The following is a 17,473-nucleotide window of genomic DNA, read 5'->3' on the forward strand; positions in this document are numbered from 1 at the left end:
TCCTTAGTGCAAACCAAACACGTTGAGCATGGTGGAGAGCTTCACGCCCGTCTCGCGCCACTCGCCCACCGGGGAGGAAGCAGGCACAATGCCCGCGCCGGCAAACAGGCGAACGGTATTTTGATGCAGCCGCGCGCAGCGGATAGTTACCACCCACTCGCCGTTACCTTCGCTGTCGCACCAGCCGACGATGCCGCCGAACAGCTCACGATCGAACGGCTCCAGCTCGGCAATCAGCTCTTTTGCCGCCTGATGCGGGAAGCCGCTCAGCGCTGGCGTCGGGTGCAGCAGGCAGGCCAGCGTCAGGGCGTTCTCGTTTTCACGCGCGTCACCTTCTACCGGCGTCGCCAGATGCCACAGGGTCGGCGTGGTGATCAGCTGCGGGGAAGCCGGCATGGTCAGATGATGGCTGCGCGGTTCCAGAATGGTTTTCATCGCCTGCGTTACCAGGTCGTGCTCGTGACGGTCTTTTTCGGAGGCCAGCAGCTTAGTGCCCGCTTCGCGATCCAGCACATCGTCCGGCTGACGGCGCGCAGAGCCCGCCAGCGGCAGCGAGCTAAAGTGCGCGCCCTCTTTACGCAGCAGCAGTTCCGGGCTGGCGCCCAGCAGCACGCCGCCGTCTTCCAGCGGTACGTGGAAGTTAAAGCTAGCCGGGTTCTGGGCGATAAGACGCTCCATCAGCGCGCTGCTATCAATCTGTTTGTCGGTGGCGATATCAATCAGGCGCGACAGTACCACCTTATTCACCTGCGGCGTGGCGGTGAGCGACGCGGCGCGGGCGACCATCTCCTCGAAAACCGGCTGCGGCGGGATCTCGGTGCGTTGTTGCACATTCAGCGTCTGCGCGCCGGAGGCGTAGCGTGCGGACTGCTGACGCGCCGGGCGAGAGAAGGTTTGCCAGCGTTGCGGAATAAACAGCGATGACGGTTTGCGGGTATCGAAGGGGATCGCCCCTACCATCACCGGATGGGCAATGCCGCTGTTTTTCGCATTCTGGAAAGCCTGAGCTAATTTCTGCTGAAAGGGGCCCGCCGGATCGTCACCGCCGACGGCGGGTTCAGAAAAACGGGCAAAACAGCCTGACGTGGTAAAACTGCGATAGGGCGACATAAAGAAAAAGCTGTCTGATTGCAGCGTGGTCGCGGTGTGCTGAAGGTCCTCAGCCAATGACGTATCCATATCATCCTCCTAAAATGATAAAAGCAGTAATAATGATTATCATTTATATTTTCGTCGGCTAACCTAATCCCACATCGCCCTGGTGTCAACCGCAGAGCAAACAACTTGTGCGACTAACGCTTGCATCCCTTCCCCGCAATCATGAAAATGAGAAGCATTAACTTCAACAAAAACAGGATGCCGCTCTGTGAAACTCCCTGCCGTTTGCCGTAATGCCTTTCTTTTAACAGGACTTTTTGTTTTAGGACTAACCTCAGCGACGGCCGCCGACTGGCCGCGTCAGGTCACAGACAGCCGCGGCGTTCATACGCTTGAGAGCAAACCGACGCGCATTGTCTCCACCAGCGTGACCCTAACCGGCTCCCTGCTGGCCATTGACGCCCCGGTTATTGCCAGCGGAGCCACCACGCCAAACAACCGCGTGGCGGATGCACAGGGCTTTTTACGTCAGTGGGGCGATATCGCGAAACAGCGTAAGGTTGCCCGGCTGTACATCGGCGAGCCGAGCGCCGAAGCCGTCGCGGCCCAGATGCCGGACCTGATTTTGATCAGCGCCACCGGCGGGGATTCCGCGCTGGCACTCTACGATCAGCTTTCCGCCATCGCCCCGACGCTTATCATTAACTACGACGACAAAAGCTGGCAGGAACTGCTGACCCAGCTGGGGACGATCACCGGGCAGGAAACACAGGCCGCAGAGCGCATCGCTGCCTTCGATAAACAGCTCGCCCAGGTGAAGCAGCAGATGAAGCTGCCGCCGCAGCCGGTGAACGCCATCGTCTACACCGCCGCGGCGCACACGGCGAACCTGTGGACGACAGACTCGGCTCAGGGCAAGCTGCTGCACCAGCTGGGCTTCACGCTGGCAGCGTTACCTGATGGATTGCACACCTCGCAAAGCCAGGGCAAGCGTCACGACATTATTCAGCTGGGCGGGGAAAACCTGGCGACGGGGCTGAACGGCGAAGGGCTGTTCGTGTTTGCCGGCGACCAGAAAGACGTGGACGCGATTTACGCCAATCCGCTGCTGGCGCATCTGCCGTCGGTCAAGAACAAGCGCGTCTGGGCGCTGGGAACGGAGACGTTCCGCCTGGATTATTACAGCGCGTTGTTGGTGTTGCAGCGTTTGAATTCAATTTTTAAATAAGTGGCACGTTTCCCGTAGGCCCGGTAAGCGCAGCGCCACCGGGCGTTTTGTCGGGTGGCGGCTACGCCTTACCCGACCTACAGGTTCTGCCTGAACCGACGCAACTCCACCAAAACCGCCAATAAAATTACGCCAACCACGGCTAACACAAACCCGCTGCTGCTCGCCGACGCCACCGGGGTCATTATCGCCCCCAGCCCGCCGAGGATCGCTGCGCCAATCGCATCGCCCGTGACGTTCTGCGCCGTCCACAGGCCATTAATGCGCCCGAGCATCCCTTCCGGCGTCTGGGTCTGGATCAGGGTGTACTGTAAAAGCGAGCTGACCGCGCTCAGCCAGCCAAAAATCACCAGACACATCACCCCCAGCGCCCACACCGGCATCAGGCTGAAGAAACCAATCGCGATAAACGAGGCCAGCGTCGCCACCAGCATGATTAACCCCGGTCTCGCGCTCTGCGCCAGGTTTCCGCTGGTCAGCGCCCCGCACGCGGCGCCGAGCGGAATGGCGGCGTACAGCACGCCAATCTCTGAGGCGCTCATCTGCCACTCGCCCGCCAGCGCCGGGTACAACACGCGCACGGCGCTCGCCATCGTCAGCAGGCCGCCGAGCAGCGCAATGCCGCCAATCAGCGGGTTGCTGAACAGAAAACGAATCGCGGCCATCAGGGACTTCAGCGGATGCTCGCGCGGCTGCGGCGGCGGTGGCAGGAGCGGCAGACGCAGCAGCGTCAGGGTGGTGATAAAGGTTCCCGCCGCGGCAAGGCCGTAGTTCCACGCCACGTTGCCGGTCGCCAGCAGCAGGCCGCCGACCATCGGCGAAATCACCGATCCCAGACGCACGGTGAGCATGGTGATCGCCCCCGCCTGCATCAGGTTCTCGCGCCCGACCAGCGCGGGCGTGGCCGCCAGCAGCGCCGTCACGCCTAACGAGGCAAAAAAGCCGTCCCACAGGCCCAGGGCATAAATCGCCATCAGCGACGGCTCCGGCAGCATTGCGTTCAGACACAGCCCGACAAAGCCCACCCCGCAGGTGCCGCGCGCCAGCAGGATCAGTTTTTTACGCTCGTAGCGGTCCGCCAGCACGCCGCCCACCATCAGGCCGATAAACATCGCCCCGCCGGTTAAGGTGACGGATAACCCCACCAGCCAGCTGGAGTGGGTCATGGTCTGGATCTGTACCGGCACGGCGACCCCGAGCAGGCCGAGGGATAAAATGGAGATAAAGCGGGCGATAAAAACCGCTCGAAACGCCGGGTGCGTTTTCAGCAGGCTGAGGTTGAGCAGCCAGGATTTTTGATTCATGACAAGGCCTTGAGGTATCGGTCTACCATTTCCATGGGCGCACATGCTAACATAGCCAAATAAGATAGATAACGATAATTACTATCATTATCACATCATGGACGTTGCTATGTCGTTTTCCTCTTCCGCGGTGCGCGCCGTAGCCGTGCCCGTTTTATTGCTGCTGTTGATCCTTGCGATTGCACTCAGTTTGCTGGTTGGCGCGAAGCCGCTGCCCGCGTCCGTTATTGTCGATGCGCTCTCCGGTACCTGCCAGAGCGCCGACTGCATTATCGTGCTCGACGCCCGCCTGCCCCGCACCCTTGCCGGCCTGCTGGCCGGTGGCGCACTCGGGCTTGCCGGTGCCCTGATGCAAACCCTCACCCGCAACCCGCTGGCGGACCCTGGCATTCTCGGCGTGAACTCTGGTGCCAGTTTCGCCATTGTGCTCGGCGCGGCGCTGTTTGGTTTCACCTCTCCGTCTGAACAGCTGGTGATGGCCTTCTGCGGCGCGCTGGCCGCCTCGCTGGTGGTGGCCTTTACCGGCAGCCAGGGCGGCGGACAGCTCAGCCCGGTACGTCTGACACTGGCGGGCGTGGCGCTCGCGGCGGTGCTGGAAGGCTTATCGAACGGCATCGCCCTGCTCAACCCGGACGTGTATGACCAGCTGCGCTTCTGGCAGGCCGGTTCGCTGGATATCCGTACCCTTGATACCCTGAAAGTGGTGGCATTCCCGGTGTTTATCGCTGCCGCCGTAGCGCTGTGTTTAAGCCGGGCGCTCAACAGCCTGAGCCTCGGCAGCGACACCGCGACCGCCCTCGGCAACCGCGTGGCGCGCACGCAGCTGACGGGCCTGCTTGTCATCACCGTGCTGTGCGGCAGCGCGACCGCCGTCGTCGGGCCGATTGCCTTCATCGGCCTGATGATGCCGCACATGGCGCGCTGGCTGGTGGGGGCGGATCACCGCTGGTCGCTGCCGGTCACGCTGCTGGCGACCCCTGCCCTGCTGCTGTTTGCCGACGTACTGGGCCGCCTGCTGGTGCCGGGTGAATTGCGCGTCTCGGTGGTCAGCGCCTTTATCGGCGCGCCGGTGCTGATCTTCCTGGTACGACGCAGACGCGGGGGTGGCGCATGATGGCCCCGTCCCGTCGATTACTCACCAGCGTCGCCCTGCTGGTCGTCGCCAGTCTGCTGCTGGCGGTCTGGAGCCTGCAAAGCGGTGCCGTAACGCTTGATTTCGCGCAGGTCTTTCATGCTCTCACCGGCAGCGCGCCGCGTAACATCACCATGGTGGTCACCGAATGGCGACTGCCGCGCGTGGCGATGGCGATCCTGGTTGGCGCGGCGCTTGGCGTCAGCGGCGCGATATTCCAGTCGCTGATGCGTAACCCCCTCGGCAGCCCGGACGTGATGGGCCTGAATACCGGCGCGTGGAGCGGCGTGCTGGTGGCGATGGTGCTGTTCGGGCAGCATCTCACGGCCATTACCTTTACGGCGATGGCGGGCGGCATTCTCACCTCCCTGCTTATCTGGGCCCTGGCCTGGCGCAACGGCATCGACACCTTCCGCCTGATCATCATCGGGATCGGCATCCGCGCGATGCTGATGGCGTTTAACACCTGGCTTCTGCTACAGGCGTCGCTGGAAACCGCACTCTCCGCCGGGCTGTGGTACGCCGGTTCCCTCAACGGTCTGACGTGGGGAAAAACCTGGCCCGCCGCGCCGCTGATTATCCTGATGTTTATTGGCGCGTTGCTGCTGGTCAGGCGCATGCGCCTGCTGGAGATGGGCGACGACAGCGCCTGCGCGCTGGGCGTGAGCGTAGAGCGCTCGCGCCTGATGCTGATGCTGGTGGCGGTCTTGCTGACCGCAGCGTCTACCGCCATCGCCGGGCCGATCTCGTTTATTGCCCTTGTCGCGCCGCATATCGCGCGGCGACTTAGCGGCACCGCGCGCTGGGGATTAACCCAGGCAGCGCTGTGCGGCGCAGTATTACTGCTGGCCGCCGATCTCTGCGCTCAGCAGCTGTTTACGCCTTATCAACTGCCGGTGGGCGTGGTGACCGTCAGCCTCGGCGGGATTTACCTCATCGTCTTGCTCGTTCAGGAGTCACGCAAGAAATGACAGATTCAACACCCCGCTTGCGCGGCGAAAACTTGACCCTCGGCTACGGTAAAAAAATCATTGCCCGGGACTTATCCGTTGCCATTCCGGACGGCCACTTCACCGCCATTATCGGGCCAAACGGCTGCGGCAAATCGACATTGCTGCGCACGCTGAGCCGCCTGATGTCGCCGGTTGAGGGCAGCGTGTTCCTCGACGGGGAGCAGATCCAGCGCTTCGCCAGCAAAGAGGTGGCGCGCCGAATTGGGCTGCTGGCGCAAAACGCCACCACGCCGGGGGATATTACCGTGCAGGAGCTGGTCTCCCGCGGGCGCTATCCGCACCAGCCGCTGTTTACCCGCTGGCGCAAGGAGGACGACGAGGCCGTGAAGCGCGCGATGCAGGCGACGGGCATCACCGATCTGGCCCAGCAAAGCGTCGATACCCTCTCCGGCGGACAGCGCCAGCGCGCGTGGATCGCGATGGTGCTGGCGCAGGAGACCTCCATCATGCTGCTGGACGAGCCGACGACCTGGCTGGATATCAGCCATCAGATTGACCTGCTGGAGCTGCTGAGCGAACTGAACCGCACGCAGGGCTACACCCTGGCAGCGGTGCTGCACGATTTAAACCAGGCGTGCCGCTACGCTACGCATTTGATTGCGCTGCGCGACGGCGAGATTGTGGCGCTGGGCGCGCCGAAAGAGATTGTGACGCCGGATCTGATCGCGCGGATCTACGGCATGCGCTGCATGATTATTGACGATCCGGTGGCGGGTACGCCGTTGGTGGTGCCGTTGGGTCGGCGGTAATTGCCGGATGGCGGCTACGCCTTACCCGGCCTACATTTCGCTCCCGTAGGCCCGGTAAGCGCAGCGCCACCGGGCATTTGCACTATCCAAAAATTTCCTTCAGTACCGGCCCAATCTTTTCAAACGCCTGCGGTGAAATGATATCCACGTGGGCGCAGTCCTGGCTGTACACCTCCAGCTCATCCACCCACGGCGCCCACGCGGCCTGCGGATCCAGGGTTCGCGTTCGCTCGGCGACAAACAGCGTCGCTTTACCGTCAAACCGCGCGCTGTGCGCCGTGGTGAGCAGCCGCACCGCGTCCGCATAGTTGCCTTCAATGGCGTTAAACAACTCGCTGGAGCCCTGCCCCTGCTGGGCAGCGATAAACGCCTGGCGTTCGCGCTCAATTTCCGCCAGCACCTCCGGATCGAGGCCGTTGGCCTCTTTCTCCGCCCAGTTCTGGGTTTCCGGCGGCCAGGTATCCAGCAGGCCGAGGAACGCTACGTCTTCACCCTGCTCGCGCAGACGCGCCGCAATGCCCTGCGCCAGCGTGCCGCCGAGGGAATAGCCGAACAGATAATACGGCCCCTGCGGCTGTTGCTTACGCAACGTGTTCAGATGATGTTCGATCACCGCATCAAGATCCGCACACTGCTGCATCGGCCCCTCAGGCCGGGGAGACTGAATGCCGACGATTGACCAGCGCGGGCTGAGGTAGCGCGCCAGGACGCTAAACTGCCAGGCAAAGCCGGACGCCGGATGGAAGCAGAACAGCGTGGGGCCGTTGCTTTCACGCAGCGGGAGAACGGTTTCATACCCCAGACGCTGCGCCTGCTCGTCGCTCATCTGCGAGTCCAGCAGGGCGCTAAGCTTGCTCACCGTCGAGGCGACCATAATCTGCCCCGGCGTGACCTTGCGGCTGAACGCACGGCTGAGCTGAGCCGCAAGGCGCATCGCCAGCAGCGAGTGGCCGCCGAGGGCAAAGAAATCGGCCTCGATATCGTTCACCGCGCAGCCCAGAAGGGCAGAAAACGCCTGCGCCACGGTGACTTCAGTTTGCGTCTCGGGCGCGCGACCGGAAGTTTTGCTGGTCAGCTCCGGCAGCGGCAGCGCCTTGCGATCCAGCTTGCCGTTGGCGCTTAACGGCAGCGCGCTGATTTGCAGCAGCACCACCGGCACCATATGCGGCGGCAGCTGGGCTTTGAGTGATGCAAGCAGCGCGTCGCGATCCAGCGGTAAGCCGGATTCAGAGACAACGTATCCCACCAGCTGGCGGGCATCGCCGCCCGTGGCAGCCGCCTGGTTGAACACGCAGGCGTGCGCCACCGCCTGGGCCACATCCGGCAGCGCGAGCATCGCCCGGTCGATTTCGCCCAGCTCGATGCGCTGACCGCGGATTTTCAGCTGATCGTCGCTGCGGCCCAGATATTCCACCGCGCCGTTGTCCAGCCAGCGGGCAACGTCCCCGGTGCGGTACATTCGCTCGCCGGGGGCAAACGGATCGGCGATAAAGCGGCTGGCGGTAAGGTCGGGGCGTCCCAGATACCCCTGCGCCAGCTGAATGCCGGTGAGATACAGATCCCCCGCCACGCCGAACGGCACCGGGCGCATCATCGCGTCCAGAATGCGCAGCCCCGTATTCCACACCGGGAAGCCGATAGGCACGCTGTTGCCTTCCACCGCCGCCAGCTCGGGGCCGTACGCCGGATACCAGCTGACGTCCACCGCCGCTTCGGTCGGGCCATAGAGGTTGTGCAGCGGCGCATGGGTGAGCTGTTCCCACTCGCGACACAGCGCAGTCGGCAACGCCTCGCCGCTACAGAACACCTGCTTCAGCGTCCTGCAACAGTCGACGTTTTCCGGCGTCAGCGAGGCGACGAACGCCGCCAGCATCGACGGCACGAAGTGGGTGGTGGTTACGCCATATTCTGCGAAGAAGCCCTGCATCGCCTGCGGATCGCGGTGCGCGTCCGGCTCGGCCATCACCAGCTTCGCCCCGGCGATAAACGGCCACCAGAACTCCCACACCGACACGTCAAAGCTGCACGGCGTTTTCTGCGCCACCACGTCATGCGCCGCCAGTGGATAATGATCCTGCATCCACTTCAGGCGGTTAACGATGGCGGTATGGCCGACCATCACCCCTTTTGGACGCCCCGTCGAACCGGAGGTAAATATGATGTACGCGGTCTGCTCCGGCTTCGCCAGTCGCAGAGGTTCAGCATCGGTGGCCGGTAATAGTGTGTTGTAACTAAAGGTGGCGATCGGCAGATCGTTAAAGCGCGGAAGCTGCTCGTCGGTGGTAATGAGCAGCGACGGCTTCGCGTCCTCCAGCATCATCCGCAGACGGTCATCCGGGTAACCGGTATCCAGCGGCAGCCAGGCGGCGCCTGCTTCAACAATCCCGTGCAGCGCCAGGGTCAGGAACACCGAGCGCGGGAGCGCCACCGCCACGCTGTCGCCCGGCTTCACGCCGCGCGCGCGCAGCAGGTTTGCCAGCGCGACCACCTGCTCGCGCATCTGGCGGTAGTTCAGTTCAGTATGGGCATCCGCCAGCGCGGGGGCGTCCGGCGTTTTGCTCGCCTGCTCCGCCACAAGATCCGCCAGCGTGGTGGACGGCAGCGCCAGCCCGGTATCGTTGATGCGCGCCAGCCGGGCGTACTCCTGCTCTGAAACGGTTTCCACGTCGCCACAGCGCAGGTCCGGATTGGCGGCAAACTGCGTCAGCATTGCGTTCAGGCGCGCCGCGTGCCCCTTCAGCGTCGCCTCGTCGTAACGCTGCCCGTTGGCGAGGATCTCAATGCTCAGTCCGCCCTGCTCGTCCGGGAACAGCGCCAGCTCCAGATCGTTCACCGGGCCGGTTGCCAGCGTGTGGGTAATGGCCTCCACGCCGTCGATATTCAGCTGATAATCGAACACCTTGACGTTCAGCACCGGACCAAACAGGGCTTCATCGCCTGCGGCACGTCCGCTGTCGCGCACGATCTGCTCGGCGTCGTAACGCTGATGGCGGCGCATCTTTTTCAGCTGGTTCGCCAGGCGCAGCGCCAGTTCCGGCAGGCTCTCCTGCGGGCGAATATTCACCGCCAGCGGCAGGACGTTGAGCACCGGTCCGGTCGCGGTCAGCGCGGCGGAGCCCATACGGCGCATAAAGATAAACCCGGCGGCGTAGTCCAGCCGTCCGGTCAGGCGGCCCAGCCACAGCGCCACCAGCGCAAGGGCCAGATCGGTACGCTGCGCCTGGCCTGCCTTCTGTGCAAGCTGGCTGAACGCACGGCCGTCCATCGCAATTTTCAGGCGCAGGATATCGGTGGTGGCGGCGCGTCCCGGCAGCGGCGCGGAAGAGAGCGAGACCGGAGAAGGAAGCTGTTTGCGTTGTTCGGCCCAGAAAGCACCGTCGCGCTGATACGCCTCGCTGTCGCGATAGCGCTGATACTCCTCCACCACCTCGGCGAACGGGGTGAACGGCGAGGCCGGCGTGGATTCACCTTTCTGCCACGCAGCGTAAATGGCGGTGATCTGACGGGTAATAGCAGGGAAGCTGAAGCCATCTACCACCAGATGATGATACCGCTGATACCAGTACCAGTGGCTTTCTCCCACCTGGATCAGCTGGTGAAACGCCAGCGGCTGACCGCTGTCGACGCGCAGGTTCTGGTTGAGATCGGCCTCCATCAGCGCCACGGCGGCGTCGTGGGAGTCAACGCGCACGATGGACGGCTCCGGCAGGAGCATGGCCTCATCGATCCACTGCCACACCTCACCGTTATCTTCGGCAAAACGCATCCGCAGGGTGTCGGCCTGCATCATGCCTTCAGCGATGGCTTTTGCCAGCAATGGCGCATCGATAGCGTCTTTCAGCTCGGTGTAGTGCGCGACGCTCCAGGCGTTTGGCAGGGAGGAAAGCTGCTCTGCCATCCAGATCCCCGGCTGGGCGGCGACAAGAGGGAGACGGTTCATGCGCGCTCCCCCGCAAAACATGACGGCTCAAGCGTCTGCCACTGTTCCGCCAGCCACTGCTGGCACGCCTCCTGAGATTGCGGTTCGCAGACCACGCGCCAGCCCGCGGGCAACTCGCACTGCTGCGGCCACAGGCTGTACTGCCCCTGGTCATTTTGCAAAATGGCGAACTGTCCCTGCGGATTATCGAAAGGATTGCTGAATTCCATACAGACTCCGTTATTGAATAAGCGGCTGCCAGAGGGTCATCAGCCCCTGCGTCAGCCCACCGCGCCAGCAAAGCGCATCGTGTCCGCCGTCAACCTGACGCCAGAAAACCGGTTGCTGAGTGTGTAGTTCGGCGAGGATCGCCTGGTTTGCGCGCAAAATAAGCGGCTCGTTGCGCCCGGCCTCAAGGACGATGCGCAGCCCGCGAGCGGTTTTGTCACCCGCTTTGAGTTGTTCGATGAGCAGCCCGTCCTGCTGCGCGCCGCGGTGCGGCCACCAGTAGGATCCGGACTGGCTGAGGATGCAGCCAAAACGCTGCGGCCAGTTGAGGCCCGCATAGAGGGAAGAGAGCCCGCCGAAGCTCTGACCCGCCACCACGGTATGGTCGGCGCGGTCGCTGAACGGGGCCATGCTTTTCACCTGCGGGAGAAGTTCGTCCTGCACCGCCAGCCAGAAATCAGGGTTACACGGCAGCTCGCGGCTGCGGTGTGCGGTGTCAATCACGTCGATTAAGACATAGACCGCAGGCGGCAGTTTGCCTTCAAGGGTGAGCGACGCCAGCGCAGGCCAGACGGGCATGCTTTCGGCCCAGAACTGCCCGTCGAGCAGCACCGCCAGCGGGCGCTCGGGGCTTTCATCCCCGGTGGTAAAAATCCACACGCGGCGACGGTTCTTCAGACGCGCGCTGTGCCACTCAATGCAGACAGGCTTTTTGTAAGGGGTATCGGGATGGTTCCAGCCGGGCTGTACGGGCGCCTCCGGCATCTCCAGCGCCGAGACTGCGTGCCCGCGCCCGCCGCGCCAGCTCTGGGCGTTCAGCGGGTCGGACACCGCGTGCGGCAACAGTTTGCGCCAGCCTTCGCGCAGCGCCATGCGGTCCGGCTGATCGCCTTCAAACACTGCGCTGGCAAAATCGTTTTCATTGTCGGAGGGGATAAAACAGTAGCTGCCGCGCCATTCGGGGCTGAACTCGCCCTGCCACTGCCAGACGTCGGTATCCGGGATACGTTCAAGGGACTGCGGACGGGCATTTTGATGGTGATCGGTCACACCGGTGACGTAGAGCCAGACGCGTTTAACCGTCGACGTTTTCTGCGTTCCCGCCGGGTCCCGCCACCAGAATGTCACGCGATAGTTTTCCTGATGACGTTCCCGTTCCGGCCCGTCTTTCGCCTGCCACCACGCTTCACTTCCGGTTGTTAACGCCGTCACCCTTATAACCCCATGTTTAACAGTCTTTTTTGTTTCAGAGCAAATTTTATTGATAATATTATTGATAACTATTTGCATTTGCAATAGCGTAATGCCCGCGCTGTGGGAAGCGCGCTCATTAAATAACCATAAAAGCGGGACGTACAATGAATAAGAAGATTCACTCTCTGGCCTTGCTGGTCAATTTAGGGATTTATGGTGTCGCGCTGCCCGTCATGGCAGACGACAACACCGCCTCCGCGCAGCATGAAGACACCATGGTGATCACCGCCGCCGAGCAGAATTTGCAGGCGCCGGGCGTGTCGACCATCACCGCCGACGAGATCCGCAAAAACCCGCCCGCGCGGGACGTGGCGGAAATCATCCGCACCATGCCGGGCGTTAACCTGACCGGCAACTCCACCAGCGGCCAGCGCGGGAATAACCGTCAGATTGACATTCGCGGCATGGGCCCGGAAAACACCCTGATCCTGATCGACGGCAAGCCGGTCACCAGCCGCAACTCCATCCGTCTGGGCTGGCGCGGCGAGCGTGATACCCGCGGCGATACCGGCTGGGTCCCGCCGGAGATGATCGAGCGCATCGAAGTGATCCGTGGCCCGGCTGCTGCCCGCTACGGTAACGGCGCGGCGGGCGGCGTGGTGAACATCATCACCAAAAAATTTGACGACCAGTGGCACGGCTCCTGGAACACCTACCTGAATGCGCCAGAGCATAAAGACGAAGGTTCCACCAAACGCACTAACTTCAGCCTGAGCGGCCCGCTGGGCGGGGATTTCAGCTTCCGCATGTACGGTAACCTGGATAAAACTCAGGCCGACGCCTGGGACATTAACCAGGGCCATCAGTCTGACCGTACCGGCACATATGCCGACACGCTGCCGGCAGGCCGTGAAGGGGTCGAGAATAAAGACATCAACGGCGTGGTGCGCTGGGACTTTGCGCCTATGCAGTCCCTGGAGTTTGAGGCGGGATACAGCCGCCAGAACAACCTTTACGCGGGCGATACCCAGAATACCAACAACGACAACAGCTCCAGCGGGCTGGTGAAGAAGAACTACGGTAAAGAGACTAACCGTATCTATCGTCAGAACTTCGCCGTGACCTGGAACGGCGGCTGGGATAACGGCATTACCACCAGCAACTGGGCGCAGTACGAGCACACCCGCAACTCACGTCTGGGCGAAGGCCTGGCGGGCGGTCTGGAAGGCCTGTTCAACAGCAATAAATTCACCGATACCGACCTGGCCGACGTGATGCTGCACAGCGAAATCAACCTGCCGATTGATTTCATTGTGAATCAAAACCTGACGCTCGGCACCGAGTGGAACCAGCAGCGCATGAAGGACTCGACCTCCTTCACGCAAACCCAGCAGGGCGGCACCATTCCGGGCATGAGCGAAGACCGTAGCCCGTACACTTCAGCGGAGATCTTCTCCCTGTTTGCCGAAAACAACATGGAGCTGACCGACAGCACCATGCTGACCCCTGCCCTGCGCTTCGACCACCACACCATTGTGGGTAATAACTGGAGCCCGTCCCTGAACCTGTCGCAGGGTCTGGGGGATGACTTCACCCTGAAGATGGGCATCGCGCGCGCCTATAAAGCGCCAAGCCTGTACCAGACCAACCCGAACTACCTGCTGTACAGTAAAGGCCAGGGCTGCTACGCCAGTTCCGACGGCGTGGGCTGCTACATGATGGGTAACGACGATCTGAAAGCGGAAACCAGCATCAACAAAGAGATTGGCCTGGAGTGGAAACGCGACGGCTGGCTGGCGGGCGTGACCTGGTTCCGCAACGACTACCGCAACAAGATTGAAGCGGGCTACGCGCCGATTGGCCAGACGTCCACCGGCAAAGTCACCACCGATATCTACCAGTGGGAAAACGTGCCGAAGGCGGTAGTAGAAGGTCTGGAAGGCTCCCTGAACGTGCCGGTCAGCGATACCATCAACTGGACCAACAACATCACCTACATGCTGCAAAGCAAGAACAAGGAGACCGGCGATCGTCTGTCGATCATCCCGGAGTATACGCTGAACTCTACCCTGAGCTGGCAGGTACGTCAGGATGTCTCATTGCAGTCGACCTTCACCTGGTATGGCAAGCAGCAGCCGAAGAAGTACAACTACAAAGGTCAGCCGGTGACCGGGTCTGAGAAAGACGAAGTCAGCCCGTACAGCATCGTTGGCCTGAGCGCGACCTGGGACGTGACCAAAAACGTCAGCCTGACCGGCGGCGTGGACAACGTCTTCGACAAGCGCCAGTGGCGTGCGGGTAACGCCCAGACTACGGGTAATACCACCACCGGCGCGTATATGTACGGTGCGGGCGCGTATACGTATAATGAACCGGGCCGTACCTGGTATATGAGCGTGAATACGAGGTTCTGATAAAGGCAGTGACTTCCCCCTCTCCCCATGGGAGAGGGCTGGGGTGAGGGCATCAGGCCGCACAATACTGAAGGGAAAACCATGCACACCACCCACAGCACATTTTCTCTCGCCGGCCACCCCCTCCACCGCATCACTTTCGACCCCGCCACCTTTACCGACGCCGATCTCCTCTGGCTCCCCCATCACGCGCAGCTTGCTGACGCCGGACGCAAACGCAAGGCCGACCACCTGGCAGGCCGCATCGCCGCCGCGCACGCCTTACCTGACCACACCATGCCCGCCATCGGCCCCAGCGGGGAACCGCTCTGGCCGCAAGGTATTTCCGGCAGCATCACCCACAGCGGCACGCAGGCGATAGCCGTCGTCACGCAATACCCGGCGCTTATCGGCATCGATTGTGAAACGATCCTCTTCGAAAACGAAGCCAGGGAAATCAAAGACGGCATTATTGATACGCAGGAAGAACCTGTGCTTTCCCGCCAGGGATACCCGTTCGCCCTCGCCCTGACGCTGGTCTTCAGCGCCAAAGAGAGCCTGTTTAAGGCCCTCTTTCCGCAGGTACAGGCCTGGATGGGTTTTGACTGCGCCCGCGTTACCAAGCTCGACGACAAGACGCTCACGCTGGCGTTGACCCGTCAACTGGCAGGCTTTGAAGAAGGCACCGCCTTCCGCCTGCACTGGCAGCAGCACGGCGAACAAGTCATCACCCTGCTGTCACACGCTCCTGGCGACGAGCCTTCACGCTGGTCACCACAAACGTCACGATAAACACCATCGCGAACAGGACCACAATGGTCGGCGCAGGCGCGCTGTCGAGATAAAACGAGGCATAAACGCCGCTTACCGACACCAGCGCTGAAACGGCGACCGCCACCAGCAGCGCCATGTGAAAGCGTCGGGTAATCAGCACCGCCACGGCGCCGGGCGCAATCAGCAGGGAAATCGACAGAATGATCCCCACCGCTTTCAGCGTCGCAACGATGGTCAGCGAAACCATGCACAGTAAGCCGTAGTGCAGCCAGCGGGTGCGCAGGCCACTCGCCTGCGCCTGCTGATAGTCAAAGCAAAACAGCAGAAAATCGCGCCACTTCAGGCCAATCACCAGCGCAATCAGCCCCGCGACGAGACCGCTTTGCAGAATGTCCATCCCGTTAATACCCAGCATATCGCCGAACAGAATGTGGTCGAGATGCACCTCAGGTTTGACGGCGATATAGAGGATCAGCCCGGCGCCGAACATGCCGGAAAAGACGATCCCCATGACCGTATCCTGTTTGATGCGGCTGTTATCCTTCAGATATCCGGTGGCGACCGCGCAGAAAAGACCGGCTACGAACGCGCCCAGCGCCAGCGGCAGGCCCATCATCCAGGCCAGCACGACGCCGGGAAACACCGCGTGGCTCATGGCGTCGCCCATCAGCGCCCAGCCTTTCAGCACCAGAAAAACCGACAGCAGCGCGCAGGGCACGGCCACCAGGAGTGAAATCAGCAGCGCGTTGTTCATAAACGCAAACTGGAAGGGTTCGAGAAGCAGCGTCAACATGGGTGTGCCTCCCGCGCCCGACGGCGGCTGGCAAGCAGCCCGTGCTTCGGCGCAAAGACGAACGCCAGCAGGAACAGCAGCGTCTGGGCGACCACGATAATGCCGCCGGTGGCGCCGTCCAGGTAATAGCTGGCCCACGCGCCGAGGAAGCTGGTGATGCTGCCAATGGCGACCGCAATCATCAGCAGGCGCGGGAAGCGGTCGGTCAGCAGCCACGCGGTCGCGCCGGGCGTGACCACCAGACAGATCACCAGAAATGCGCCGACGGTTTGCAGCGCCGCCACGGTAGAGACCGCCAGCAGCGTGAAGAAGAGAATTTTCAGGCGTTCAGGACGCAGGCCGATGGCGCGAGCGTGGTTCTCATCAAAAAAGGTCACCATCAGATCTTTCCATTTGAACAGCAGGATAACTATCGACACCACGCCGATAATCGCCAGCTGGACGATATCTTCCGGGGCGATAGCCAGAATATTGCCGAGGACGATGGTCTGAATGTTCACCGAGGTCGGGTTGAGCGAGACCATAAACAGCCCCAGCCCGAAAAACGAGGAGAAGATCAGCCCGATAATGGCGTCCTCCTTCAGGCGGCTGCGCTGGTTGAGAAACAGCATGCTGCCCGCCGCCAGCCCGCCCGATAAAAACGCCCCCAGCGAGAACGGCAGCCCGAGCATGTAGGCCCCCGCTACGCCCGGCACGATGGAGTGCGACAGCGCATCGCCGATCAGCGACCAGCCTTTGAGCATCAGATAGCAGGAGAGAAACGCGCACAGCCCGCCCACCATCGCCGAGACCCACATCGCGTTGAGCATGTACTCGTAGCCGAAGGGTTCGAGAAGCACGTTCATTTGGCCTCCTGACGGTGCGTGACGAAGGGGCGTTCGTCGTCGGTAATAATGCGATCTTCCGAGCCGCTGAGCACCACGTGGCGCAGCACGCCGCTAAAGGCGCGCTCGAGATTCTCGGCGGTAAAGGTGGTTTCCGTCGGGCCGCTCGCCAGCACGGTGCCTTTGACCATCACCGTGTAATCGCAGAATTCCGTGACCGAGCCCAGGTTATGGGTCGAGACCAGCATCGTTTTGCCCTCGTCGCGCAGCTCCCGCAGCAGGCTGATGATCCTGGCTTCGGTTTTGACGTCCACGCCGGTAAACGGCTCGTCGAGCAGGATCACCTCGCCCTGCTGGGCAATCGCCCGCGCCAGAAACACGCGCTTCTTCTGCCCGCCGGACAGCTCGCCAATCTGCCGATGGCGCAGCTCGAGCATATCTACACGCTTCAGGGCGTCGGTGACGATCTGCTTATCGCATTCTTTGGGACGACGCAGAAACCCCATATGCCCGTAGCGGCCCATCATCACCACGTCCTCGACGAGCACCGGAAACGACCAGTCGACCTCTTCCGACTGCGGCACGTAGGCGACCAGGTTCTGACGCAGCGCCCGGTGAGGCGGCAACCCCAGAATGGAGATAGTGCCGCTCGCCGCCCGCACAAAGCCCATCACCGCCTTGAACAGCGTGGATTTGCCGGAACCGTTTACGCCAACCAGGGCGGCAATCGATCCGCCCGGCACGCTGAACGACGCGTCGCGCAGCGCCGTGTGGCCGTTGCGGTAGGTCACGGTGACGTCTGAGACAACAATCCCATCGTGCAT

At 62.1% G+C, this 17,473-nt stretch carries 14 protein-coding genes; 6 read left to right on the top strand and 8 right to left on the bottom strand.

The genetic code is table 11. From position 1 onward, the window contains the following. Positions 1-3: 3 nt before the first annotated feature. Positions 4-1,179 (bottom strand): isochorismate synthase EntC, encoded by a 1,176-nt coding sequence (gene entC, locus INF61_RS08505; protein WP_017382512.1) that lies wholly within the window; start codon positions 1,177-1,179, stop codon positions 4-6. 187 nt (positions 1,180-1,366) lie between these two features. Between entC and fepB the strand changes: the two genes are divergently transcribed. After that, complete coding sequence (gene fepB, locus INF61_RS08510) at positions 1,367-2,326, top strand: Fe2+-enterobactin ABC transporter substrate-binding protein (RefSeq protein ID WP_032103091.1); 960 nt, start codon at positions 1,367-1,369, stop codon at positions 2,324-2,326. Positions 2,327-2,403: 77 nt separating this feature from the next. On the opposite strand, the gene entS is transcribed toward fepB, so the two are convergent. Next, the gene (entS, locus tag INF61_RS08515) at positions 2,404-3,630 is read right to left on the bottom strand and encodes an enterobactin transporter EntS (protein ID WP_017382514.1); all 1,227 of its coding nucleotides are present in this window, start codon (positions 3,628-3,630) and stop codon (positions 2,404-2,406) included. A 109-nt stretch (positions 3,631-3,739) separates the two neighbouring features. Here entS and fepD point away from each other — a divergent pair, with 109 nt between their 5' ends. From fepD to fepC, 3 genes are read left to right on the top strand one after another with little or no spacing between them, the layout of a single operon-like run. Further along, positions 3,740-4,744: a Fe(3+)-siderophore ABC transporter permease gene (gene fepD, locus INF61_RS08520; protein ID WP_058700508.1), complete on the top strand. Its 1,005-nt coding sequence runs from the start codon at positions 3,740-3,742 to the stop codon at positions 4,742-4,744. Then, a complete protein-coding gene (gene fepG, locus INF61_RS08525; protein WP_074133898.1) occupies positions 4,744-5,733 on the top strand; it encodes an iron-enterobactin ABC transporter permease in 990 nt (329 codons plus the stop codon). The genes fepD and fepG overlap by 1 nt, the downstream gene beginning before the upstream one ends. Further along, entirely contained in the window at positions 5,730-6,524 is a 795-nt protein-coding gene (fepC, locus tag INF61_RS08530; protein WP_193547694.1) for an iron-enterobactin ABC transporter ATP-binding protein, read from the top strand. Before fepG ends, fepC begins: the two co-directional genes overlap by 4 nt. An 82-nt stretch (positions 6,525-6,606) precedes the next feature. Here the strand turns inward: fepC and entF are convergent, their stop codons facing one another. From entF to fes, 3 genes are read right to left on the bottom strand one after another with little or no spacing between them, the layout of a single operon-like run. Next, positions 6,607-10,464, bottom strand: coding sequence for an enterobactin non-ribosomal peptide synthetase EntF (gene entF, locus INF61_RS08535; RefSeq protein ID WP_193547695.1), 3,858 nt, complete (start codon positions 10,462-10,464; stop codon positions 6,607-6,609). Continuing rightward, positions 10,461-10,673, bottom strand: coding sequence for an MbtH family NRPS accessory protein (locus INF61_RS08540; RefSeq protein WP_015571182.1), 213 nt, complete (start codon positions 10,671-10,673; stop codon positions 10,461-10,463). Before INF61_RS08540 ends, entF begins: the two co-directional genes overlap by 4 nt. A 10-nt stretch (positions 10,674-10,683) precedes the next feature. After that, on the bottom strand, positions 10,684-11,883 hold the full coding sequence (gene fes / locus INF61_RS08545; protein ID WP_017694342.1) for an enterochelin esterase: 1,200 nt from the start codon (positions 11,881-11,883) through the stop codon (positions 10,684-10,686). 146 nt (positions 11,884-12,029) lie between these two features. Here fes and INF61_RS08550 point away from each other — a divergent pair, with 146 nt between their 5' ends. Next, the gene (locus tag INF61_RS08550) at positions 12,030-14,279 is read left to right on the top strand and encodes a TonB-dependent siderophore receptor (RefSeq protein WP_032620108.1); all 2,250 of its coding nucleotides are present in this window, start codon (positions 12,030-12,032) and stop codon (positions 14,277-14,279) included. Between the two features lie 81 nt (positions 14,280-14,360). After that, positions 14,361-15,050, top strand: a complete 690-nt coding sequence (entD, locus tag INF61_RS08555; protein ID WP_126850400.1) for an enterobactin synthase subunit EntD — start codon at positions 14,361-14,363, stop codon at positions 15,048-15,050. Here entD and INF61_RS08560 read toward each other — a convergent pair. From INF61_RS08560 to sitB, 3 genes are read right to left on the bottom strand one after another with little or no spacing between them, the layout of a single operon-like run. Next, positions 14,986-15,825: a metal ABC transporter permease gene (locus INF61_RS08560; protein WP_017382522.1), complete on the bottom strand. Its 840-nt coding sequence runs from the start codon at positions 15,823-15,825 to the stop codon at positions 14,986-14,988. The genes entD and INF61_RS08560 overlap by 65 nt on opposite strands. Continuing rightward, positions 15,819-16,670 carry an iron/manganese ABC transporter permease subunit SitC gene (sitC, locus tag INF61_RS08565; RefSeq protein WP_015571185.1) on the bottom strand — a complete coding sequence of 284 codons (852 nt, stop codon included), beginning with the start codon at positions 16,668-16,670 and terminating at the stop codon, positions 15,819-15,821. Before sitC ends, INF61_RS08560 begins: the two co-directional genes overlap by 7 nt. After that, positions 16,667-17,473 (bottom strand): iron/manganese ABC transporter ATP-binding protein SitB, encoded by an 807-nt coding sequence (sitB, locus tag INF61_RS08570; RefSeq protein WP_017694346.1) that lies wholly within the window; start codon positions 17,471-17,473, stop codon positions 16,667-16,669. Before sitB ends, sitC begins: the two co-directional genes overlap by 4 nt.

Origin of the sequence: Enterobacter cloacae complex sp. P18RS (genome assembly GCF_014982105.1) — a bacterium.
Lineage (GTDB): Bacteria > Pseudomonadota > Gammaproteobacteria > Enterobacterales > Enterobacteriaceae > Enterobacter > Enterobacter hormaechei_C.

What these genes read in the sequence shown, in the direction of transcription:
- fepG (WP_074133898.1), top strand. Translation starts at nt 4,744, where the DNA reads ATGGCCCCGTCCCGTCGATTACTCACCAGCGTCGCCCTGCTGGTCGTC.
- entD (WP_126850400.1), top strand. Translation starts at nt 14,361, where the DNA reads ATGCACACCACCCACAGCACATTTTCTCTCGCCGGCCACCCCCTCCAC.
- sitB (WP_017694346.1), bottom strand. Translation starts at nt 17,473, where the DNA reads ATGCACGATGGGATTGTTGTCTCAGACGTCACCGTGACCTACCGCAAC.
- entC (WP_017382512.1), bottom strand. Translation starts at nt 1,179, where the DNA reads ATGGATACGTCATTGGCTGAGGACCTTCAGCACACCGCGACCACGCTG.
- INF61_RS08550 (WP_032620108.1), top strand. Translation starts at nt 12,030, where the DNA reads ATGAATAAGAAGATTCACTCTCTGGCCTTGCTGGTCAATTTAGGGATT.
- fepC (WP_193547694.1), top strand. Translation starts at nt 5,730, where the DNA reads ATGACAGATTCAACACCCCGCTTGCGCGGCGAAAACTTGACCCTCGGC.
- sitC (WP_015571185.1), bottom strand. Translation starts at nt 16,670, where the DNA reads ATGAACGTGCTTCTCGAACCCTTCGGCTACGAGTACATGCTCAACGCG.
- entF (WP_193547695.1), bottom strand. Translation starts at nt 10,464, where the DNA reads ATGAACCGTCTCCCTCTTGTCGCCGCCCAGCCGGGGATCTGGATGGCA.
- fepD (WP_058700508.1), top strand. Translation starts at nt 3,740, where the DNA reads ATGTCGTTTTCCTCTTCCGCGGTGCGCGCCGTAGCCGTGCCCGTTTTA.
- entS (WP_017382514.1), bottom strand. Translation starts at nt 3,630, where the DNA reads ATGAATCAAAAATCCTGGCTGCTCAACCTCAGCCTGCTGAAAACGCAC.
- INF61_RS08540 (WP_015571182.1), bottom strand. Translation starts at nt 10,673, where the DNA reads ATGGAATTCAGCAATCCTTTCGATAATCCGCAGGGACAGTTCGCCATT.
- INF61_RS08560 (WP_017382522.1), bottom strand. Translation starts at nt 15,825, where the DNA reads ATGTTGACGCTGCTTCTCGAACCCTTCCAGTTTGCGTTTATGAACAAC.